This window comes from Amycolatopsis lexingtonensis (assembly GCF_014873755.1).
Classification (GTDB): Bacteria; Actinomycetota; Actinomycetes; order Mycobacteriales; family Pseudonocardiaceae; genus Amycolatopsis; species Amycolatopsis lexingtonensis.
Genome location: NZ_JADBEG010000001.1, coordinates 8,264,923 through 8,285,870, shown reverse-complemented (window position 1 = coordinate 8,285,870; position 20,948 = coordinate 8,264,923). Strand labels below are relative to the sequence as shown.

Annotated in this window: 22 protein-coding genes; 10 read left to right on the top strand and 12 right to left on the bottom strand. The window is 71.4% G+C overall.

Features of this window, described 5'->3' with window-relative positions; genetic code table 11:
* Positions 1 to 34: 34 nt before the first annotated feature.
* Together H4696_RS38530 and H4696_RS38525 are read right to left on the bottom strand one after the other, a co-directional pair.
* Positions 35 to 352 (bottom strand): hypothetical protein, encoded by a 318-nt coding sequence (locus H4696_RS38530; RefSeq protein WP_086856324.1) that lies wholly within the window; start codon positions 350 to 352, stop codon positions 35 to 37.
* Between the two features lie 11 nt (positions 353 to 363).
* Entirely contained in the window at positions 364 to 1,059 is a 696-nt protein-coding gene (locus H4696_RS38525) for a hypothetical protein (RefSeq protein ID WP_192782774.1), read from the bottom strand.
* A 68-nt stretch (positions 1,060 to 1,127) separates the two neighbouring features.
* Here H4696_RS38525 and serC point away from each other — a divergent pair, with 68 nt between their 5' ends.
* Positions 1,128 to 2,252, top strand: coding sequence for a phosphoserine transaminase (serC, locus tag H4696_RS38520; RefSeq protein ID WP_086856325.1), 1,125 nt, complete (start codon positions 1,128 to 1,130; stop codon positions 2,250 to 2,252).
* A 3-nt stretch (positions 2,253 to 2,255) separates the two neighbouring features.
* Here the strand turns inward: serC and H4696_RS38515 are convergent, their stop codons facing one another.
* From H4696_RS38515 to H4696_RS38490, 6 genes are all read right to left on the bottom strand, one after another.
* Positions 2,256 to 3,479: a glycosyltransferase 87 family protein gene (locus H4696_RS38515; protein ID WP_249026833.1), complete on the bottom strand. Its 1,224-nt coding sequence runs from the start codon at positions 3,477 to 3,479 to the stop codon at positions 2,256 to 2,258.
* Between the two features lie 37 nt (positions 3,480 to 3,516).
* Entirely contained in the window at positions 3,517 to 5,037 is a 1,521-nt protein-coding gene (locus tag H4696_RS38510; RefSeq protein WP_086856326.1) for an amidohydrolase family protein, read from the bottom strand.
* 222 nt (positions 5,038 to 5,259) lie between these two features.
* A complete protein-coding gene (locus H4696_RS38505) occupies positions 5,260 to 6,465 on the bottom strand; it encodes an ABC transporter permease (protein ID WP_192782773.1) in 1,206 nt (401 codons plus the stop codon).
* Positions 6,462 to 7,148 carry an ATP-binding cassette domain-containing protein gene (locus tag H4696_RS38500; RefSeq protein ID WP_192782772.1) on the bottom strand — a complete coding sequence of 229 codons (687 nt, stop codon included), beginning with the start codon at positions 7,146 to 7,148 and terminating at the stop codon, positions 6,462 to 6,464. The genes H4696_RS38505 and H4696_RS38500 overlap by 4 nt, the downstream gene beginning before the upstream one ends.
* Entirely contained in the window at positions 7,145 to 8,239 is a 1,095-nt protein-coding gene (locus H4696_RS38495; protein WP_192782771.1) for a peptidoglycan-binding protein, read from the bottom strand. Before H4696_RS38495 ends, H4696_RS38500 begins: the two co-directional genes overlap by 4 nt.
* Positions 8,236 to 8,775, bottom strand: a complete 540-nt coding sequence (locus H4696_RS38490) for a hypothetical protein (RefSeq protein ID WP_086861471.1) — start codon at positions 8,773 to 8,775, stop codon at positions 8,236 to 8,238. The genes H4696_RS38495 and H4696_RS38490 overlap by 4 nt, the downstream gene beginning before the upstream one ends.
* A gap of 113 nt (positions 8,776 to 8,888) precedes the next feature.
* Between H4696_RS38490 and H4696_RS38485 the strand changes: the two genes are divergently transcribed.
* The 3 genes from H4696_RS38485 to sepH all read left to right on the top strand — a co-directional run bounded on the left by H4696_RS38485 (position 8,889) and on the right by sepH (position 11,731).
* A complete protein-coding gene (locus tag H4696_RS38485) occupies positions 8,889 to 9,551 on the top strand; it encodes a response regulator transcription factor (protein WP_086861472.1) in 663 nt (220 codons plus the stop codon).
* Positions 9,548 to 10,696: a sensor histidine kinase gene (locus tag H4696_RS38480; RefSeq protein WP_086861473.1), complete on the top strand. Its 1,149-nt coding sequence runs from the start codon at positions 9,548 to 9,550 to the stop codon at positions 10,694 to 10,696. Before H4696_RS38485 ends, H4696_RS38480 begins: the two co-directional genes overlap by 4 nt.
* A gap of 192 nt (positions 10,697 to 10,888) precedes the next feature.
* Positions 10,889 to 11,731: a septation protein SepH gene (sepH, locus tag H4696_RS38475; RefSeq protein ID WP_086861474.1), complete on the top strand. Its 843-nt coding sequence runs from the start codon at positions 10,889 to 10,891 to the stop codon at positions 11,729 to 11,731.
* Between the two features lie 90 nt (positions 11,732 to 11,821).
* On the opposite strand, the gene H4696_RS38470 is transcribed toward sepH, so the two are convergent.
* Genes H4696_RS38470 through H4696_RS38460 form a run of 3 tightly spaced genes read right to left on the bottom strand, consistent with a single transcriptional unit; the run spans position 11,822 to position 13,636 of the window.
* Positions 11,822 to 12,178 carry an MmcQ/YjbR family DNA-binding protein gene (locus H4696_RS38470; protein ID WP_086861475.1) on the bottom strand — a complete coding sequence of 119 codons (357 nt, stop codon included), beginning with the start codon at positions 12,176 to 12,178 and terminating at the stop codon, positions 11,822 to 11,824.
* Positions 12,178 to 12,798: a DUF2537 domain-containing protein gene (locus tag H4696_RS38465; protein WP_086861476.1), complete on the bottom strand. Its 621-nt coding sequence runs from the start codon at positions 12,796 to 12,798 to the stop codon at positions 12,178 to 12,180. Before H4696_RS38465 ends, H4696_RS38470 begins: the two co-directional genes overlap by 1 nt.
* 31 nt (positions 12,799 to 12,829) lie before the next feature.
* The gene (locus H4696_RS38460) at positions 12,830 to 13,636 is read right to left on the bottom strand and encodes a TrmH family RNA methyltransferase (protein ID WP_086861477.1); all 807 of its coding nucleotides are present in this window, start codon (positions 13,634 to 13,636) and stop codon (positions 12,830 to 12,832) included.
* Between the two features lie 213 nt (positions 13,637 to 13,849).
* On the opposite strand from H4696_RS38460, the gene H4696_RS38455 reads away from it, so the two are divergent.
* The 6 genes from H4696_RS38455 (at position 13,850) to H4696_RS38430 (ending at position 19,677) form a co-directional block, all read left to right on the top strand.
* On the top strand, positions 13,850 to 15,349 hold the full coding sequence (locus tag H4696_RS38455) for a glutamate-cysteine ligase family protein (RefSeq protein ID WP_192782770.1): 1,500 nt from the start codon (positions 13,850 to 13,852) through the stop codon (positions 15,347 to 15,349).
* A gap of 15 nt (positions 15,350 to 15,364) precedes the next feature.
* Complete coding sequence (locus tag H4696_RS38450) at positions 15,365 to 15,961, top strand: TetR/AcrR family transcriptional regulator (protein ID WP_086861479.1); 597 nt, start codon at positions 15,365 to 15,367, stop codon at positions 15,959 to 15,961.
* Between the two features lie 73 nt (positions 15,962 to 16,034).
* Positions 16,035 to 16,697: a biliverdin-producing heme oxygenase gene (locus H4696_RS38445; protein WP_086861480.1), complete on the top strand. Its 663-nt coding sequence runs from the start codon at positions 16,035 to 16,037 to the stop codon at positions 16,695 to 16,697.
* Positions 16,698 to 16,890: 193 nt separating this feature from the next.
* Positions 16,891 to 17,514: a superoxide dismutase gene (locus H4696_RS38440; RefSeq protein WP_086861481.1), complete on the top strand. Its 624-nt coding sequence runs from the start codon at positions 16,891 to 16,893 to the stop codon at positions 17,512 to 17,514.
* A gap of 101 nt (positions 17,515 to 17,615) precedes the next feature.
* A complete protein-coding gene (locus H4696_RS38435; protein WP_086861482.1) occupies positions 17,616 to 18,419 on the top strand; it encodes an arylamine N-acetyltransferase family protein in 804 nt (267 codons plus the stop codon).
* A 217-nt stretch (positions 18,420 to 18,636) separates the two neighbouring features.
* Positions 18,637 to 19,677: a hypothetical protein gene (locus H4696_RS38430; protein WP_086861483.1), complete on the top strand. Its 1,041-nt coding sequence runs from the start codon at positions 18,637 to 18,639 to the stop codon at positions 19,675 to 19,677.
* Here the strand turns inward: H4696_RS38430 and H4696_RS38425 are convergent.
* A complete protein-coding gene (locus tag H4696_RS38425) occupies positions 19,674 to 20,930 on the bottom strand; it encodes an MFS transporter (RefSeq protein ID WP_086861484.1) in 1,257 nt (418 codons plus the stop codon). The two genes, H4696_RS38430 and H4696_RS38425, sit on opposite strands and share 4 nt — an antisense overlap.
* Positions 20,931 to 20,948 lie beyond the last annotated feature (18 nt).

Below are 20,948 nucleotides of genomic sequence, written 5' to 3'. Positions count from 1 at the left end.
GCTCACACCCCCAGCGTGGTGGTGAGCGGGGCCCTCACGTCAGCGCGGGAGCGCCCGTCGCGTACGCGACGGCGGCGGCGAACCGGGTGGCGATGCGCTTGCCCTCGCCCCAGTCGAACACCCCGAACTTCAGCTGGGTCTGGACGGTGAGCGTCGAACCCGGCGCCGACGGCGACACCATCGCGGTGATGACCTGGCCCCAGCTGAGGAAGGTCATCCCGGTGCGGCAGGTGACGTACCCGCGCTGGGCGTCGTAGAACGGGCCCTGCCCGCCGATCGCCGTCACCCCGGCGGGGAGCGCGTTCCACAGCACCTGGGGCGGCACCGGGAAGTTCTGCTGCACAGTCGTCATGGCGGGCCAACCTACCGGGCCGTGCGACCCGCGGACACCGTGTTTTTCCGGTCACGGTGGTGGACGCCGAAGTGCCCGACGGTGTAGTGCTCGCCCTCCGGACAGCCGATGACGAGCTGCTCCGAAGGCCACCCGGCCAGCCACAGCCGGCGACGCCCGGCCAGCTCGGCGGCGACGTCGGCCGGTGCCGCGTCCAGGTGGAACTTGATCCGCACGTCGCCGGGCAGCACGGCCCAGCCGTCGACGGGCTCGCCCGGCCGCACGTCGAACGCCGCCGCCGCGATCGGCGTCCAGCGGTCGCTCTTCAGGCACCGCGCGACTTCGGCGAGGTCGGACCGCCAGCCCACCAAGCCGAGCACGACCAGCAGGCTCGGGACCGGCACCAGCCACGGCAGCCAGCCGCCGTCGAAGACGATGGCCGCCACCTCGGCGGCCACGGCGAGGATCCCCGCGGTCCAGGCCGTCGCGGTGCGGGCCAGGAGCCGCACCGGCACCCACGACCGCTTCCGCAGCCGGACGCGCCGGACGCGGTCCGGACGTTCCTCGCCGGTCGCCCACCACGGCAGCCGGGGAACGAAGACGAGCACGAGTGTCGCCGCGAAGCCGACCGGCAGCCCGATGGCGGTGGTGTCGGTCCAGCCCTCGACGACGAGGTGCACCGCGGCCACCACCGCGAACCAGGCGAAAAAGTACCAACGAGGCTTCATCGATTCCACATGTCGGACACCTGGCCACCTCTGTTAGCAGCCCGATCCCGACCTGAGAGACTGGCCACATGACCGACGCTGAGTTGACCATCCCCGCAGACCTCAAGCCGGCCGACGGCCGCTTCGGCTGCGGACCGTCGAAGGTCCGCGCCGAGCAGCTGAGCGCACTGGCGGAGTCCGGCTCCACCTACCTCGGCACGTCGCACCGGCAGAAGCCGGTCAAGTCCCTCGTCGGGCGCGTCCGGGCCGGCCTGTCCGAGCTGTTCTCGCTGCCCGAGGGCTACGAAGTGATCCTCGGCAACGGCGGCACCACCGCGTTCTGGGACGCGGCCGCGTTCGGCCTGGTCCGCGAGCGCGCGCAGCACTTCACCTACGGCGAGTTCTCCTCGAAGTTCGCCACCGTGACCAAGGGCGCGCCGTTCCTGGCCGACCCGATCGTCGTCAAGGCCGAGCCGGGCAGCGCGCCGGACATCGCCTACGAAGCCGGCGCGGACCTGGTCGGCTGGGCGCACAACGAGACGTCGACCGGTGTCGCCGTCCCCGTTCGCCGTCCGGAAGGCTCCGAAGGCGCGCTGGTCGCGATCGACGCCACCTCCGGCGCCGGCGGCCTCCCGGTCAAGGCCGAGGACTTCGACGTCTACTACTTCGCGCCGCAGAAGTCGTTCGCCGCGGACGGCGGGCTGTGGATCGCGCTGGCCTCCCCGGCCGCGGTCGAGCGGATCGGCGAGATCGGCGGCGGCGACCGCTGGATCCCCGAGTTCCTGTCGCTGACCACCGCGCTGGACAACTCCCGCAAGGACCAGACGTACAACACCCCCGCCGTGGCCACGCTGTTCCTGCTCGCCGAGCAGATCGAGTGGATGAACGGCCAGGGCGGCCTCGAGTGGACGACTTCGCGCACGAAGGACTCGTCCTCGCGGCTGTACGAGTGGGCCGAGAAGACGAGCTACACCACGCCGTTCGTGAAGGACGCGGACCTGCGCTCGCAGGTCGTCGGCACGGTCGACTTCAGCGACGACGTCGACGCCGCCGCGGTGGCGAAGGTGCTGCGCGCCAACGGGATCGTCGACACCGAGCCGTACCGCAAGCTGGGCCGCAACCAGCTGCGCGTCGGCCTGTTCCCGGCCATCGACCCGGACGACATCACGAAGCTCACGCAGAGCATCGAGTACGTGGTCGAGCGCCTGTCCTGACCGTCAGTCCGTGAATGCCACATCGAGGGCCTTTACGTCCCTCGATGTGGCATTCACGGCTTTCAGGCGGGGTGCGGCGACGGCGGCGAGGGCGAGCAGAAGCAGGCCGAACAGTTCGTAGGACTCCGTGGCCAGCCACCAGCCGGGAGACGGCGCCGGGCGCGGCGCGAACCACATCGGGCCGACGATGAACAACGCCACTCCCGCGACGACGACCGCGGCCGCCACCCACCGGACCGCCCGGTCGAAGCGCCACGCGTACCACCCGGCGAGGACGAGGATCGGCACGCACCACGTCCAGTGGTGGGTCCACGAGATCGGCGAGACCAGCAGCCCGCCGAGCGCACAGGCGGTGAGCCCGAGCACCGGCTCCGCGGCGCGCACGATGATCACCGCGACCAGGGCCATCACGGCCAGCGCGGCCAGCACCCACACGAACTCCGGCAGGCCGGCGCGCGCGGTCAGGCCGTGCAGCGACTGGTTGCCGACGTAGTCGACGCCGCCGATGCGGCCCGCGTCGAAGACGAGCTTCGTCCAGTACGTGAAGGACGCCGACGGCCGGACCAGCCACAGCAGCGCCCCGGCCGCGAGGAAGCCGACGACCACCCGCGCGGCCGACTTGAAGTCGCGGCGGAACAGGAAGTAGACGACGAAGACGGCCGGGGTCAGCTTGATCGCCGCGGCCACGCCGATCAGCAGGCCCTTCGTCCGCTTCCGCTCGCCGGGCAGCAGGACGTCGAGCACCACCAGCAGCATGAGCAGCGCGTTGATCTGCCCGAACCCCAGCGTCGAGCGCACCGGCTCCAGCAGGGCGCCGGCCAGCTGCGCGCCGATCGCGACCAGTGCGGCCACCACGCGGCCGTTGACCTTCGAGGCGTCGGTGAGCGAGCCGTTGAGCGTCGCGACGTAGAGGTAGGCGACGACCCCGGTCGCGAGGATCGACGCGATGCTGACCAGCTTCATCGTCACGGCGAACGGCAGCAGCGTGCCGGGCAGGAACACGGCCGCGGCGAACGGCGTGTACGTGAACGGCAGCAGGATCTGGTGCGTGGTCGGCACCCAGGCGTCGTACGGCGAGCCCTGCGCGGCCAGCGCCTTGGCGCCGCCCAGGTAGACCTCCAGGTCGAGGCCGTCGAACCGCTTCAGGACGAGGACCAGGACGACCGCGGCGACCTCGAGCACCGCGAGCCCCGCCACCAGCTTCCGCGCCGACACGCCTACCCCCACTCAGCCCGGTGACCGACCGGCCGAGATTACCGGGCGCTCAGCAGCAGCCGCGCACCGGCAAGCGCACTGACCTGGCCTTCGCCGAGGGCGGCCGGCTCGCCGCGGCTTCGGCGTCGGCGAGCATCCGGGCCCGCCGAGCCCGGTCGAGCACGCGGCCCGCGGTGACGACGGTGTCGATCCGCCGGACCGCGCGGATGTCGGCGAGCGGGTCGGCGTCCAGCAGCACCAGGTCGGCGGCCTTGCCGGCACCGATCGTCCCGACGCTGTCCGCCCGGCCGAGGAACGCGGCCGCGTCGCGGGTCACCGTCTGCAGCGCCCGCTTCGGGGTGAGCCCGGCCTCGACCAGGAAGTCCAGCTCGTCGTGCAGGCTGAAGCCGGGGAAGACGTACGGGTTCTGGCAGTCGGTCCCGCCGAGGATGCCGACGCCCGCGCGGTACGCCTCCCCGGTCAGCCGCAGCTGCGCCTGGAAGTAGTCCTCCTGCTGGGCGACCTGCTCGGGCGTGACCGGCGTGAAGAGCCGGAGCCGGTCGGCCCAGTAGTCGCGGATGTCCTGGGAGATGTACTTGAGCCGCGGGTCGTGCGCGTAGGTGTCGGCGGGCCTGGAGATGACGCGGTTGACCGCGAATGTCGGGGTCAGCCGGGTGCCGAACGCGTTGAGCCCGGCGAAGTGGCGCGCGGCCGTGCCGGGGTCGTAGGCCTGGGCGGCCTGCCGGTCGAGTTCGCGGGCGAGGTTGAAGAAGTCGCGCGGGGCCTTCGGGTCGAACGGCTTCGCGTCGAGCCGGGCGAGGAACTCGTCGCGGCGGCCCGAGGTCGCGATCGGCAGCCCGAAGGAGTGCTCGAAGCTGCGCTGCCCGTAGCGAGCGGCTTCCAGCTGCCGCATCCGGTACGGCCAGTGCCCGGCGAAGGTGAGGCCGAGCCGGTCGCACTCGTCGGCGATCGCGGTGAAACACTCGCGGGGCAGGTAGAAGTACACCTTGATGAAGTCCGAGCCCTGCGCCGCGGCGGTCCGGACCGCCGCCCGCGCCTCCTCGGCGTTCGCGACCCGCTCGACCGGCGGACCGAGCAGGGACACCGGCCCGTCGATGATCGCGCTGCCCAGCACCACGCGCGGGCCGAGCAGCTCGCCGCGGACGATCTTGTCCCGGGTGACGCGGTTCTCGTCGTAGCCCTGCATCTCCCGGATCCCGGTGACGCCGTTGGCCAGGAACAGCGGCGGCCACACGTCTTCCATCTCGATGCCGTGCGTGTGCATGTCCCAGAGACCGGGCACGAGGAACCGGCCGCGCCCGTCGATCACCCGCGCGGTCCCGCGACGAGGCACTTCGGCGGCGGGCCCGACCCAGGCGATCCGATCCCCGACGAGCACGACCGCGGAGTCCGGCCGGGCCGGCCCGTCGGTACCGTCGACAACGGTCACCCCGGTGACCACGACGACGTCACTCCCGGCCGCGGCGGCCTCCTGCGCGAACACCGCGGGCGCGATCCCGGCGGCGGCCAGCCCGGCTCCCGCGGTAGCCAGCCATCGCAGGAAGTCCCGCCGGTTCGCCTCGACTCGCATCCGCCCACCCCTTCGATCACCCATCCCGGTGCCCATTCAACGCGGGCCGATCGGGTGGGAGATCTTCCAACGTGCTGAATGCCGGGTGACGTGTAACCCGCCACCCGGCATTCCGTGTACCCCTGCACCCGCCCTCGCAAAGGTCTTGAATGAGTCATTCAGGACCCCTGGTGACCTGAATGACTCATTCAAGACGCCCCGGCGCCGACCGGGCGGACCGGCTCAGGCCAGCGCCTGCGTAGGCGGCAGCCGAGCCGCCCGCACCGCCGGATAGGCCCCCGCGACCGCGCCCACCAGGGCCGCCACCCCCACCCCACCGGCCAGCGCCCCCACCGGAAGCACCGCGGGCCACCCCTGACTCAACGCGTACCCCGCCGTCACCAGCACCCCGGCCAGCACCCCGGCCAGACCGCCCAGCCCGGACAACAGCACCGACTCCGCCAGGAACTGCCCCCGCACCTGCCGCTTCGTCGCCCCGAGCGCGCGCCGCAGCCCGATCTCGCGCCGCCGTTCCAGCACCGAGATCACCATCGTGTTCGCCACCCCGACGCCACCCACGAGCAGCGCGACCCCGCCGAGCCCGAGGAACAACGCGCTGTACGTGGTGTCCGTCAGCTTCTGCGCGGCGAGCGCGTCCGACGGCCGGCGCACCTCGACCTCGTTGGACGCCTGCGGGTTCAGCGTCGCCGCCAGCACCGTGCGCACACTGTCCACTTGGGACTCCTCGGCGCGGACGTACACAGTGGACGGATGGCCGTCGAAGCCGAGCAGCCGCTTCGCGACGTCCCAGCCGACCAGCGCCGACCGCTCGATCTCCGGGGCGAGCGGCATCGGCGCCAGAATCCCCGTCACGGTGAACCACTGCGTCCCGATCAGCACCTGCGGCGGGCGGGCCGGGTCGATGTGGTCGATGCCGAGCCGGGCCGCGGCCTGCGAACCCAGCACCACCACCGGGTAGTCCTGGTTGGCCGCCGTCAGGAACGCGCCCGCCCGGACCTTGCCGCCGAGCACGCCCAGCAGGTCCGGCCGGGCCGCGTACACGGCGAGCCCGGACGAGTCGTTCTGCGCGATCTTGTCGCTGCGCCGCACGTTCGCCGACGTCGTCCCGGTGCCGCTGACCGCCTGCACCGGCCCGATCCGCTTGGCCATCGGGACGGCGTCGTCCGGCAGCGTCGCGGTGTCCCCGAACAACGTCTGCCCCGGCCCGGCCGTCAGCAGGTTGGTGCCGAGCGCGGCCAGCCGGTCGTGCAGCGCCTGCGCGCCGGACGCCGGGATCGCCAGCACCGCGACCATCGCGGCGACGCCGATCGCGATGCCCAGCGCGGAAAGCACCGCGCGCACCGGCCGGGTGCGCATGCCGTGCGCGCCGAGCGCGACGACGTCCGGCGGCTTGAGCCGGGCCGGTTCCGGCAGCGTCACGAGGGTCATCGCGCACCCACCAGCCCGGTGTCCAGCCGCAGGCGGCCGTCGAGCAGCTCGATCCGGCGCGGCATGCCGGCGGCGATCTCCCGGTCGTGGGTGATCACGACGATCGTGGTGCCCTCCGCCGACAGCTCGCCGAGCAGCGCCAGCACGGACGCGCCGGTGCCGGTGTCGAGGTTGCCGGTCGGCTCGTCGGCCAGCAGGATCGACGGCTCGTTGACCACCGCGCGGGCGATCGCGACGCGCTGGCGTTCCCCGCCGGACAGCTCGCCGGGCCGGTGCCACGCCCGGTGCCCCAGCTTGACGCGGTCGAGCGCGGCCAGCGCCCGCTCGCGCCGCCGCCGTCGCGGCACCCCGGCGTAGAGCAGGCCGGTGCACACGTTGTCCACCGCACTCATCCCTTCGTCGAGGAAGAACTGCTGGAACACGAACCCGATCCAGCGCGACCGCAGCGCCGACACCTTGCGGTCCGGCAGCGCGGCGACGTCGTGGCCGTGCAGCTCGATCCGTCCCGACGACGGCCGGTCGAGCGTGCCCATCAGGTGCAGCAGGGTCGATTTGCCGGAGCCGGACGGCCCGACGATCGCGACCATTTCGCCGTCCTCCAGCGAAAGCGAGACGCCGTCGAGCGCGGCGACCCCGCCGGGGTAGGTGCGCGTGACGTCGTGCACGCGCAGCACGGGCGTCACGACGTCGTCACCACCCGCATGCCCGCGGTCAGTCCGTCGCCGGTGACCTCGACCTTGCCGCCGCTGAACAGTCCCGTTTGGACAGCCACGAGCCGCCGCTTGCCGTTCTCGTCGACCTCGACCGCGTACCCGCCTTCGGCGAGCGCGAGCAGCGCGCCGACCGGGACCGCCAGCACGCCCTGGTGGACGTCCTTGGTGAACCGGACGCTCGCCGGCGACGAGTCGAGCGTGCCGCCCGCGGCCGGGTCGTCGAGCCGGACGGTGACGGTGATCGTGGGCTTGCCGTCGTTGTTGCCCGCCGCGTCCTTGCCTTCGACGGCGGACCGCCCGACGTCGGTGATCGTGCCGGCCGTCGTCTTGCCGTTGATCGTCACGGCCGCCTTCGCGCCCTGCTGGGCGAGGTCCTGCTTGGCCGCCTCCAGCTTCACCTGCACCGACCGGACGGTCCCGGTCGTCTTGAGCACCTCGCCCTGTGCCGGCGAACCGGGCTTGGCGGCGAGCGACGACACCCGGACCTCACCGGCCGCGAGCACGACGTCGCCTTGCCCGAACGCGCCGGTCTGCTCGAGGCCGAGGGACTTCTGCCACTTCTTCAGCGCGGCCGCCGTCGCCGAGGTGAACTTCTTGTCCGGCGTGCCGAACCCGCCGAAGCCGCACGCCTTGAGGTTCTCCTCCAGCTGCTTGACGTCAGCGCCGTCGTCCGCGCCGGTGGCGAGGTCGCGGTAGAACGGCAGCGTGCCGTAGAACAGCGGTACCGGCTTCGCGTCCACTCCGTACACCGCCTGGCACCGGCCGATCTTGGCCCCGGCCGCGGGCAGCGACGTGATCGTGCCGGGCTTGCGCCCTTGGACGGACGCCTCGTCGCCGTAGCCGAGGGTGCCGTCGGCCTCCTCCTCTTCGCTGAGGTCGGTCTTGACGACCTCGGCGGTCTCCACCGGCGGCGGCGCCGCCTCCTTGACCGGCGTCGCGCTCGACACCCGGGTCAGGATCACGACGGAGCCGGTGCCCAGCACCACGACGAGGACCGCGGCCGCGATGAACCAGCGGGTCCGGCCGCGACGGCGCGGCTTGAGTTCGGTGACGTGACTCATTTCGCCGGCGCCGCCTTCGCGCTCATGCCCATGCCGCACGCCTTCGCGGCCTCTTCGAACTTCTTCGGGTCGTCGCCCGGGCCGCCTACCCGCATCGTCCCCTTGCCGCTCGGGTCCGGGTCGGGCATGTCGATGCCGTGCTCGCGCATGCACTTGGCGTCCTTGCGCATCTTGTCGAGCTCCTCGGCGCTCGGCGGCTTCATCTCGCCGCCGTTGGGCATGAGGTGCCGGCACTCCTTCTGGGCGGCTTCGATCTTGGTGCCGTCGGCGCCTTCACCGCCCAGCGTGATCGCCATGCCCCCGCCGTCGCCCGCCGGCTTGGGGTCGGGCATGTCGACGCCGTGCTCGCGCATGCACTTGGCGAAGTCGCGCATCTTGTCTTCGTCGCTCTTGCCGCTGTTGTCGGCGGCGGTGGGCCCGCCCGACTTCGGCGGCGTCGAGATCGAAGCCACCTTCGCCGCGTCGTCCCCCTGGCCGCCGCAGCCCGCGAGCAGCAGGGCCGCCCCGATCGCCGCGACGACGATCCGTGTCCGCATCGGCTCGCTCCTTTCGTTCCGGTCGGGTGCCAGGTCTACGGAGCGGGGCATTCGGGCGCGCTAAGCGACGTCGCTTATGCGGTCCTTATGGCCTCCCTGCGCAGACTGGGGCGGTGCGCGTGCTGGTGGTGGAGGACGAGCGGTTGCTGGCCGACTCGGTCGCGGAGGGGTTGCGGCGGTTTTCGATGGCCGTCGACGTCTGCTACGACGGCGCGCAGGCCCTGGAGCGGGTCGGCGTGCACGGTTACGACGTCGTGGTGCTGGACCGCGACCTGCCGGGGGTGCACGGCGACGACGTCTGCGCCGCGGTGGTCCGTGCGGGCGGCGAGGCACGGGTGCTGATGCTGACCGCGGCCGCCGACGTCACCGACCGGGTGGCCGGGCTGGGCCTCGGCGCCGACGACTACCTGACGAAGCCGTTCGCGTTCGCCGAACTGGTCGCCCGCGTCCAGGCGCTGTCGCGGCGCGCGCGGCCGGCGCTGCCGCCGGTGCTCGAACGCGGCGGCGTCGTCCTCGACCTGCCCCGCCACCAGGCCGCCCGCGACGGCCGGTTCCTGCTGCTCTCGCCGAAGGAGTTCGCCGTGCTCGAGGTGCTGATGCGGGCGGAGGGCACGGTGGTCAGCGCGGAGGAGCTGCTCGAAAAGGCGTGGGACGAGCACGCGGACCCGTTCACGAACGCGGTCCGCGTCGCGGTGATGACGTTGCGGCGCAAGCTCGGCGACCCGCCGGTGATCGAAACCGTGCCCGGCGCCGGCTACCGGTTCGGCACGCCGTGAACGGCTTCTCGGTCCGCGCGAAGCTCACCGCCTGGTACGGCGCGCTGTTCCTGCTCGCCGGGCTGGTGCTGGTGGTGATCAACTACCTGCTGGTGCAAAGCACGCTGCCGGACCCGACCCGGGTCGCGTCGACGACGATCGGCTCGGCGGACCTGACCTACGGCGTCCCGGCGGACGCGGCCTTGCCGTCGTCGGGCGTGGCGGCCCGGCTGCTGACCGGCTCGCTGGCGGACTACCGCTCCTCGACGCTGTCCACGCTGCTCGTCGGCTCGGGGATCGCGCTGGTGGCGACGGCCGGCCTGGCGGTGCTGTTCGGCTGGCTGATGGCCGGCCGCGCGTTGCGGCCGCTGCACGACATCACCTCGACGGCCCGGCGGCTGGAGGCCGGCAAGCTCGACCGCCGCATCAACCTGGAAGGCCCGCCCGACGAGCTGAAGGAGCTGGCGGACACGTTCGACGGCATGCTCGACCGGCTCGCGGAATCGTTCGACAGCCAGAAGCGGTTCGTCGCGAACGCGTCGCACGAGCTGCGGACGCCGCTGGCCGTGCAACGGACGCTGATCGAAGTGGCGATGGCCGACCCGGAAGTGACGCCGGAGTTGCGGAAGCTGGGCACGCACCTGCTCCATACGAACGAACGCAGCGAACGGATGATCGAGGGTCTCCTGGTCCTCGCGCGCAGCGACCGCGGCCTGCACGCGCGCGCCCCGGTCCGGCTGGACGCGGTGGTCGCTTCGGTGGTCCGGGCGACGGCCGCGGCGGCGTCCGAAGCAGGCGTGACGGTCGAGACGCGCCTGCGGCCGCGGGTGGTGGCGGGCGACCCGGTCCTGCTGGAGCGCCTGGTGACGAACCTGGTGGTCAACGCGATCACTTACAACGCTTCGGGCGGCTGGGTGTACGTCGAGGTCCGCGGGGACCCGGCCCTGGAAGTGCGCAACTCGGGCCCGGTGGTGCCGCCCGACGCCGTGCCGACGTTGTTCGAGCCGTTCCGCCGCGTGGGGTCGGAGCGGACCGGCGACACGCGCAACGCCGGGCTCGGCCTGTCGATCGTCCGCTCGGTGACCCAGGCCCACGGGGGTTACACCGAGGCCCAGCCGGGCCGGCGCGGCGGCCTCACGGTGACGGTCCGCCTCCCGCCCTCGTGATCCACTCGATCGTGACTGACCGTGTCCGGCGTGTCACACAGCAGCCGCTGACCTGGGTGACGCATGATGCCAGCGTCGTGAAATGAACAGTGGGCAGTTCGGCACGGACTCGGCGCGCCTCGCACGTCAAGTCGACGCGCCGTTCTAACGTGGGCACCCACAACGGTGAAGAAGATCGGGGAGGCGAGAACAATGCGGGCGCTGCGAGTGGTCGGGCTGCACGAGGACGGCAAGTCCATCGTGCTCGAAGACCCGGCGAGCCGCACTCGCTTCCTGCTCCCGGCTGATGAGCGACTGCGTGCGGCGGCGCGGGGGGACATCACCCGCCTCGGCCAGATCGAAATCGAGTTGGAGAGCCAGATGCGGCCACGCGAGATCCAGGCGCGAATCCGCGCCGGCGAGTCAGTCGAGCAGGTCGCGAACGGCGCCGGCATTTCGGTGCAGCGCGTCGAACGCTTCGCCTACCCCGTCCTGCTGGAGCGCTCGCGCACCGCCGAAATGGCGCAGAGCGCCCACCCCGTCCGCGAAGACGGGCCCGACGTGCAGACGCTCGGCGAGGTCGTCGCGTACGGCTTCGGCGTCCGCGGGCACGACTACTCGCAGGCCACCTGGGACTCGTGGAAGGGCGACGACGGCCGCTGGGTCGTCGTGCTCCAGTGGAAGGCCGGCCGGTCGGACAACCGCGCGCACTGGGCGTTCTCCCCCGGCGCGCACGGTGGCACGGTCACGGCGCTCGACGAGAACGCCGAGGTCCTGCTGGACCCGAACGCGTACCGCCCACCCCGGACGGTCCGCGCACTGAACCCGGCCCGCGAAGCGGAGTTCCAGCCCACGCTGGATTCGGTCGCGCCCGAGCGCGCCGAACTCCCGTCGGCCGAGCCGGACCCGGACGACGACACCCGCGAGATCCCGCGCGTCCCGGCCGATCCCGAAGAGGACACGGCCGAGCAAGCGCGCCCGAAGGTCAAGAAGAACCACCCGATCGTGCCGTCCTGGGAGGACGTGCTCCTCGGGGTCCGCTCGCAGCGCGGCTGAGTCCCAAGCGCCCCAATGTGGCGTTGGTTGCGTCCAACGCACCCAATGTGGCGTTCGGTGCGTCCAACGCACCGAACGCCACATTGGGCGCTAGTCCACCCGCGCCGCGAGCGTCTTCGGCGCCACCTGCCGGTAGGCCTCGCGCACGATCCGGTCCACTTCGCCCCAGTCGACGTCGACGTCCAGCCGCACGCCCACCCACCCGCGGTGCCCGACGTACGCCGGCCGGAAGAACCGCTCCGGCTCGGTGCGCACGAGTTCCTCCTGCGCGCCGGGCGGAGCGGGGCACCAGAAGGCGAGCCTGCCGTCGCCGTGGTGGTCGTCGTGGAACATGACGAAGGTCTTCTTGCCGCGAACGAACCAGGCCGGCGAGCCGTGACTGAGCCGCTCGGTCGCCTCGGGCAGGGCGAGGCAGAGCTTCCGCAAGGCGTCGAGCGGCCCGCTCATCAAGCGCCGCCGAAGGCGATCACCAGCACGCCGATCCACGCGAGCACCACACCGCCCGCGGCGCCGTACGCGGCCCACCGCAGGATCGGCGTCCGCCGCACCAGCCACAGCGACGGCGCGATCCCGGCCGTCACGACGACCGACGCCACCAGCGCCAGCCACCCGCTCGTCTCCCTGGCCAGCGTCGAAGCCAGCGCCAGCATCGCCACGACGACCACCGCCGCGATGAACGCCGACACCGTCAGCCCGGTCAGCCACGGGGTCGGTTCGCCGGGCGGCCCGACCGGGCCCAGCACCGTCCGGACGAGCCGGTGGCCGGGTTCGGGCTCCCGCGGTGGCGGCTCGACGACCGTGTCGGCGCCCGTCACCGGGTCGACGAACCGGACGGTCGTGCCCATCACCGAGGCGAGCCGGCCGGCCAGCTGACGGCCGCGTTGCGAGACGACCGCGCCCGCTTCCTCGCCGGATTCGGCCGAGACGGCGGAAGCGACGCGCGCCCACTCGTGCAGGGCCTGCGCCAGGTCGGCGCCGATCGCCAGCTTGTGCGGGTCCACCTCGCGCGCGTGCTCCCCGCCGGGACCGGCCAGCACGGCGCGCTCGCCGCGGATCCGCAGCTCCATGGTGTCCTTTCGCCCAGACCAGGGGATCACCTTAGCCATTCGGAGCCAGTTCGTAGAAGGCGACGGCGGCGGCGGTCGCGATGTTCAGTGAGTCGACTCCGGCCGGCATGGGTATCCGGACCGCGTGATCCGCCGCCGCCAGCGCCGCTTCGGTCAGCCCGGGACCCTCGGCACCGAAGAGCAGCGCCACCCGTCCCGGCGCGTGCGCGCGCAGTTCACGCAGCGGGATCGACCCCGGCCGCGGGGTGAACGCCGCGACGGCGAACCCGCGCGCCCGCAGGTCGTCGAGCCCGCCCGGCCAGTCCGCGAGGTGCCCGAACGGCACGCGCAGCACGTGTCCCATCGAGACGCGCACGCTGCGCCGGTAGAGCGGGTCGGAACAGCCGGGTCCGAGCAGCACCCCGCCGACGCCGAGCGCGGCCGCGTTGCGGAAGAGCGCGCCGAGGTTTTCGTGGTCACCGACGCCTTCCAGCACGGCGATGGTGCCGGCGCCGTCCACGACTTCGGAAACCGTGAGCGGCGCGGGCCGGTCGGCGACCGCGAGGATCCCGCGGTTGAGGTGGAACCCGACCACGTCGGCCATCGTTTCCGCGGACGCGACGTACTGGGGCGCCTCGATTCCCTCGAGTTCGGCCGCCAGTTCGGCGAACCGCCGCTCGACCCCGAGCAGCGCCCGCACGGGGTACCGGGAGGCCAGCAGCCGGGACACCACGACGGTGCCTTCGGCGATGACGAAACCCCGGCCACCGGGCCGGTCCGGCCGCCGGTCCGCAGTGGACAGGTCGCGGAAGTCGTCGACCCGCGGGTCGCCGGAATCGTCGATGTGGATCACGCCCATCCGCCCAGTCTGTCACCCGCTTGCCGGGCGCCCGACTGGTCCGAACGTCCTGGCGCGGGTGGTACGAACGGGTCCATTTTGCTTTCGGTTAACCGCTCGTGACGGAGAGCACCAGTTTGGCCGCTAGCACGGGTGCATCGCCTGTGTAACGGTTGTCCGCCAGGACTTGAAACACGTCCTAGTTCCACGCCGACGCACGAAGCAGGGATGGTCATGGGGATGGACCTCGCGGCTCGATCGTTCACCACGCTGGACCGCGGGAAGTACCGCCGCAAGGTGCAGCGCTGCCTGGACACGTTGGCCCGCATGCTCACCGACGGCAGTTTTTCGTTTCCCCGCAAGAACATCGGCCTCGAAGTCGAGCTGAACCTGGTCGACCGCGAGCTGCGCCCGTCGATGACGAACACCGCCGTGCTGGAAGCGCTGGACGACCCGTCGTTCACCACCGAGCTGGGCCAGCACAACATCGAGCTGAACGTGCCGCCGCGGCCGCTGGCCGGCGATTCGGCGTTGCAGCTCGAAGACGACCTCCGCGCCTATCTCGCCACCGCGGCGTCCAAAGCGCGGGACACCGGGTCGGCGCTGGCCATGATCGGCATCCTGCCGACGTTGAAGCACGAGCACTTCGACCAGAAGTGGCTCACCAACAAGACCCGGTACTCCACGCTGAACGACCAGATCTTCGCCGCGCGCGGCGAGCGCACGGTGCTCGCGATGGAAGGCGCGCCGCTGCCGGGCCAGCAGCCGGAGCGGTTGCGCAGCTACGCCGAATCGATCCTCCCCGAGGCCGCGTGCACCAGCGTGCAGCTGCACCTCCAGGTCGCGCCGGAGGAGTTCGCCGCGCACTGGAACGCGGCGCAGTGCCTGGCCGGGCTGCAGATCGCGCTGGCGTCGAACTCGCCGTTCCTGCTGGGCAAGGCGCTGTGGCACGAGACGCGCATCCCGCTGTTCCTGCAGGCGACCGACACCCGGCCGGAAGAGCTGAAGAACCAGGGCGTGCGGCCGCGCGTGTGGTTCGGCGAGCGCTGGATCACGTCGATCTTCGACCTGTTCGAGGAGAACGTCCGCTACTTCCCCGGCCTGCTCCCGGAAACCGACGCCGAGGACCCGATCGAAGCGCTCGACGCGGGCCAGGCGCCGAAGCTGACCGAGCTGCGCATGCACAACGGCACGATCTGGCGCTGGAACCGCCCGGTGTACGACGTCGTCGACGGCCTGCCCCACCTGCGGATCGAGAACCGGGTGCTGCCGGCCGGGCCGACGGTCGTCGACACGGTCGCGAACGCGGCGTTCTTCTACGGCGCCCAGCGCGCGCTCGCCGAGGCGGAACGCCCGGTGTGGAGCCAGATGTCCTTCCAGGCGGCGGAGGAAAACCTCTACGCGGGCGCGCGCCGCGGGTTCGACGCGCAGCTGTACTGGCCGGGCATCGGCTGGATCCCGCCGGACGAGCTGGCGCTGCGCGTGCTGCTGCCGCTGGCCCACGAGGGGCTGCGCCGCTCCGACGTCTCCGACGAAGCCCGCGAGCGCTACCTCGGGATCATCGAACGCCGCTGCCTCGCGCGGCGGACCGGGGCGACCTGGCAGCGCGACTACGTCCTGCGCGCGCAGGACCGCGGTCTCGACCGGGAAGCCGCGCTGAGCCTGATGCTGGGCCGGTACCTGGAGCTGTCGGAGGCCGGCGAACCGGTGCACACCTGGCCCGTCGCCGATTGAGGCTAGCCTGGGCGGATGCCGAAGATTCTCGGTGAGTCGCTCGAAGCGCACCGCCGCGAGGTCCGCACGCGGGTCTTCGACGTCCTGCGCGCCCAGCTCTACGAACGCGGCTTCGACGCGATCACGCTCGCCGGGGTCGCCTCGGCCGCCGGGGTGGGCCGGACCGCGCTGTACAACCATTTCCCCGACAAGGAGAGCCTGCTGGTCGCCTTCGTCGAGGACGAGGCCGCCCGGTACGTCACGCGCCTGACCGAAGCCGTCGAGGCCCAGGCCGATCCGGCCGAGCAGCTGGCCACCTTCGTCCGGCTGCAGCTGCGGGTGCTGGCGGAGTACCACATGCCGCCGGGCACGGCGCTCGCGTCGGCACTGGCCCCCGCGGCGTACCGGCGGATCAGCGCGCACGCCGACCCGATCACCGACCGGCTGCGCGCGATCCTCACCGGCGGCGTCGACCTGGGGCGCTGGCCCGCCGAGGACCCGGACGTGCTGATCCCGATGATCACCGCGGCACTGGGCAACCGGACCCTGGTCGACGGCCCGCCCGAGCAGCTGGAAGACGTCATCGAAGCGGCGGTGCGGTTCGTGCTCCGGGCGGTCGGCGCGCCGATTTAGGGTAGCCTAAGCCGGGATTGTGCCCTACGATCTTTCTGACAGCGTGTCAGATCGATCGCCGGGAGGCCTGCCCATGTCGGTGACCACGGACGCCCGCCCGTTCTCGGCGACGCTGCGCGCGTCGACGCTCGAAGTGCACGAGAAGGCGAACTACTCGACGTACATGCGCGCCCTGCTCGGCGGCGAGCTGTCGCAAGCGGGCTACACGCAGCTGGCGATCCAGTACTACTTCATCTACGGCGCCATCGAGGCGGCGAGCGACGCGATGGCCGGTCACCCGGTCGGGGGCGAATTCGTCTTCGACGAGCTCCGCCGGCTGCCCAACCTCGAGCGCGACCTCGCGCACCTGGTCGGCCCGGACTGGCGGTCGGTGATCTCGCCGCTCGCTTCGACGCGGGCGTACGTCGCGCGGGTGCGCGAAGCGTCTTCGTGGGCCGGCGGGTACGTGGCGCACCACTACACGCGCTACCTGGGCGACATCGCGGGCGGCCAGGCCATCCGGCGGCTGCTGGAGCGCCAGTACGACGTCGCCGAGGCGGGCGCGCTCTTCTACCACTTCGACGAGATCGGCAGCGCCCCGCGGTTCCGGGACCAGTACCGCGCGAAGCTGGACAACGCGCCGTGGGACGAAGCCGAGCGGGCCCGCGTCATCGACGAGACGCTGGTGGCGTTCGAGTGCAACGTCGCCGTCTTCGACGAGCTGGCCGAGCGGCTGGCCGAATACCGCGTCGCATGATCGTCATCACAGCTCGTTGACCTCCAGTTAAGTCCAGGTAGCAGGCTCGGTTTCGGGTGGCGGGCCCTCGGGTACGCCACCTACGAGCCGGTCATCCCACGCGGTGACCACGACGCGCCCCCGTTCGCCACGGAGAGGCGTGTGCTACTAGGTTCGATACCGGAAACTTGTGTCGAAGACAGAAGGAGGGCCAATGGCCCGCTACGAGCTGCCCGATCTCGACTACGACTACGGCGCCCTCGCGCCGCACATCTCCGGCGAGATCAACGAGCTGCACCACAGCAAGCACCACGCGACCTACGTCAAGGGCGCGAACGACACGCTCGAGAAGCTCGAAGCCGCCCGCGAAGCGAACGACTTCGGCAACATCGTCGGCCTGGAGACCACGCTGGCCTTCAACCTGGCCGGCCACGCCAACCACGTCGTGTGGTGGAAGATCCTGTCGCCGGAAGGCGGCGACAAGCCGACCGGCGAGCTGGCCGCGGCGATCGACGAGGCGTTCGGCTCCTTCGACAAGTTCAAGGCGCAGTTCACCGCCGTGTCGACCACGATCCAGGGCAACGGCTGGGGCGCGCTCTCCTGGGACCCGATCGGCAAGACGCTGATCACCCAGCAGCTGCGCGACCACCACAACAACCTGATCCTGCCGACCGTGCCGATCCTGCTGGTCGACGTCTGGGAGCACGCGTTCTACCTGGACTACAAGAACGTGAAGCCGGACTACGTCAAGGCTCTCTGGAACATCTTCAACTGGGCGGAGATCTCCAAGCGCTTCGACAACGCCGTCGCCGGCGGCAACGGCCTGCTGCTCGGCTGAGCTGTCTCGCCAACGGGGTCCTCCTGAACGGGAGGGCCCCGTTTTCGTCGGCGGGTGAAATCGCTTGACCTCGAGTGCGGTCGAGGTGTTTGGCTGGACGCATGGACGTCGACGCGTATCTGGACCGGCTGGGGGTGCGGCACCCCGCCGCGGCCGACCTCGCGACCCTGCGCCACCTGCAGGAGCGTCACCTGGCCGCGGTCCCGTTCGAAAACCTGAGCATCCACCTGGGCGAACCCGTCGAGCTGACCGAAGCGGCGCTGTTCGCGAAGATCGTGCGCCGCCGGCGAGGCGGGTTCTGCTACGAGCTGAACGGCCTCTTCGCGGCACTGCTGCGCGAGCTCGGCTACTCCGCCACCCTGCACGCGGCGCAGGTCTTCCGCCCCGACGGCACCCTCGGCCCACCCCTGGACCACGCGGCGATCGTCGTCGAACTCGACGAGCCGTGGCTGGTGGACGTCGGTTTCGGCCGCTTCTCGCGACACCCGCTGCGCCTGTCCGGCGTGGACGCCCAGCCCGACCCGGACGGCGAGTTCCTGCTGCTGGACACCCCCGACGGCGACGTCGACGTACTGCTGGACGGCAAGCCGCAGTACCGGCTCGAACGCCGCCCGCGCCCGCTGATCGACTTCGTGCCGATGGCGTGGTGGCAGTCGACGTCCCCCGAGTCGCACTTCACGCGCTCGCTGACGTGCTCGCGCCCGACGTCCCAGGGCCGCGTGACGCTCTCGGGCGACAAGCTGATCGAGACGGTCGACGGCGTCCGGAACGAAGTGGTGCTGCCGACCGAAGCCGCGATCAGGACGGCCTACCGCGTCTACTTCGGCATGCCGCTGAAGCGCCTGCCGACCCCACCGGGTGGGAGTCCCTTGACGAGCGGGACGCTCAGCCCGACACTGCCCTGACGTGAACGAAGCCCCGGCCTGGGGTTCCCAGGGCCGGGGCTCCGTCCGTTCCCGAACTGACTGCCGCTCCCACCACGAAGCGGACATGTATGAGGTTAGCCTAACCTCATCTCCCGAGGCAAGAGTCAGGCCGCGGAGACGCACATCTCACTCGTTCGAGTGACACTGCCTGCGGAAACCGCCGGATTTTGTCGGTGCGTGTCGTTACGGTCACAGCGTGAACACAAGGGGGAACTCGACTCTCACCGCGGCGCTGATCGTCGTCGCCGTCCTGGCCTTCATCGTCGTGCACGGCGGCGGGGCCTGGCTGGTCATGCGCATCTTCGTCCAGCCCGTCGCGCTGCCCGAGCCACCGAAGGAACTGCCCAGCCCGTGGCCGGAAACGGGTGCGCAGCCGGTCCGGGAGGCACCCATGCCCACCGGCGAGCTGGCCGCGGCGCTGCCGGACTACACGTCGGGCCACGTGCTCTGTTCGGCACTGCCCGAACAGACCTGGGCGAAGCTGCTGGGCGACTCGGTCCTGCGTGAGGTGTGGCTGGTGTCCGGCTGCACCGTCGTCACCAAGACCCTCCGGGTGCAAGCCGAGCTCAGCGACGGGACGCTGGTGCGCCCGCTCGGGAAGCCGCAGCGGACCGCCGTCGGCGGCCGTGAAGCCACGATCTACTCGGACGCCAGGCAAGCGACCGCGGTCATCGTGCTCACCGGTCCGAACCCGCCGAGCTGGGCCAAACCCGTGCTGGAGGTTTCGCTCGAGCAGCACGTGTGGGACCAGCTGCCCCGCGACCTGCCGAACCTCGTGCGCGGCATCGGCGAGGGCCTCGTCGCCGCCATCACCAAGCCGGGGCCCGCGCTGCCGCGCGGGCTCGGCGACGAGATCCCGGTCCGCACCGCGGACATCCCGCCCGGCAGCGGCATCGTCGACGCGCCGACCCCGATGATCGCCTGGCAGCTGTGCTCCGCGCTCTCGCGGTCCACCGGGCGTCCGCTCGACGAGTTCGTCCCGAAGCACGACGGCCGCTGCGAATACCGCGCGGACGAGGAGTTCAAGGTCCAGGCGTCGAGCGAGGAGCGGCTCACGCAGTCTCTCCCGGACACGATCGGCGGTCGGCCCGCTTCGGTGCGGAACCCGTCGGTGACGATCCAGCTCACCGACGAGTCACCGCAACAGGTGCAGCTCGCGTGGCTGTCGCCGAGGAAGTCCGACGAAGAACTGCGGGCCTGGGCCGAGTCCCTGCTACCGCAACTGCTCGGCCGTTAGACCTTCGCCCGCTTCAGCACCCGCAGCCCGAACCCCCGCTGCACCGGCCAGGAAACGCCACCCCGCCGGATCAGCACCACCGCGCACACGACCGCGGCCAGCGCCGAAACCGCTCCGCCGATGTAGAAGGGAGACCGCCCGCCGAAGGCGTCCGCCATCCAGCCGACCATCGGCCCGCCGATCGGGTTGCCGCCGATCAGGACCAGCACGTACAGGCCCATCACCCGGCCCCGCATCTCCGGGCTGACCGACGTCTGCACCAGCGCGTTCGCCGTGTTGAGGAACGTCATCGTCGCGAAGCCGAGCGGGATCAGGCCGAGGCCGAAGGTCAGGTACGTCGGCATGAACGCCGTGACCAGTTCGAACACGCCCAGGAAGAAGGCCGAAATCAGCATCAGCCGCACCCGCGGCCGTCCCTTGGTGCCGCGGCGGGCGGACATCACCGCGCCGGTGAACGTGCCGACCGCGACCAGGGTGGAAAGGAGGCCGTAGCCGTCGGCGGCGGTGTGGAAGACGTTCGCCGCGACGATCGGCAGCGAGCTGAAGTAGGTGATGCCGAACGTGCTGACGAACAGCACCAGCACCATCACGGTCATCAGGTCGGAACGCCGCCGGACGTAGCGGAGGCCCTCGACCAGCTGTCCCTTCTCGCGCGGTACCGCCGCGACGCGGAACAGCTTGTCCGGGTTCATCATCAGCAGCCCGATGATCACCGCGACCGTGCTGAGCGCGTTCGCGATGAACAGCCAGCCGGTGCCGATCCAGGTGATCGCGAACCCGGCGATCGCCGGCCCGACGATCCGGGCCATGTTGAAGATCGACGAGTTCAGCGCGACCGCGTTCGCGATCTGGTCCCGGCCGACCATCTCGGCGACGAACGACTGCCGCGTCGGCACTTCGAGCGACGCCGTGATCCCGAGCGTGAAGCACAGGACGTAGACCTGCCACAGCGCGACGAGCCCGGTGATGTCGAGGACGCCGAGCACCACGGCCTGCGAGCACGCGGCGGCCTGGATCCAGGTCAGCAGGCGTCGCTTGTCGACGCGGTCGGCGAGGACGCCGGCCCACAGCGAGAGGAAGAGCGTCGGCGCGAACTGCAGCGCGACCGCGATACCGAGGGCGATCGGGTTGTTGCCGCTGAGGGTGAACACCAGCCAGTCCTGGGCGATGCGCTGCATCCAGGTGCCGATGTTCGAGATGACCTGGCCGGTGAAGAACAGCCGGTAGTTGCGGACCCGCAGCGACGCGAACATGCTGCCGCGCTTGGACGG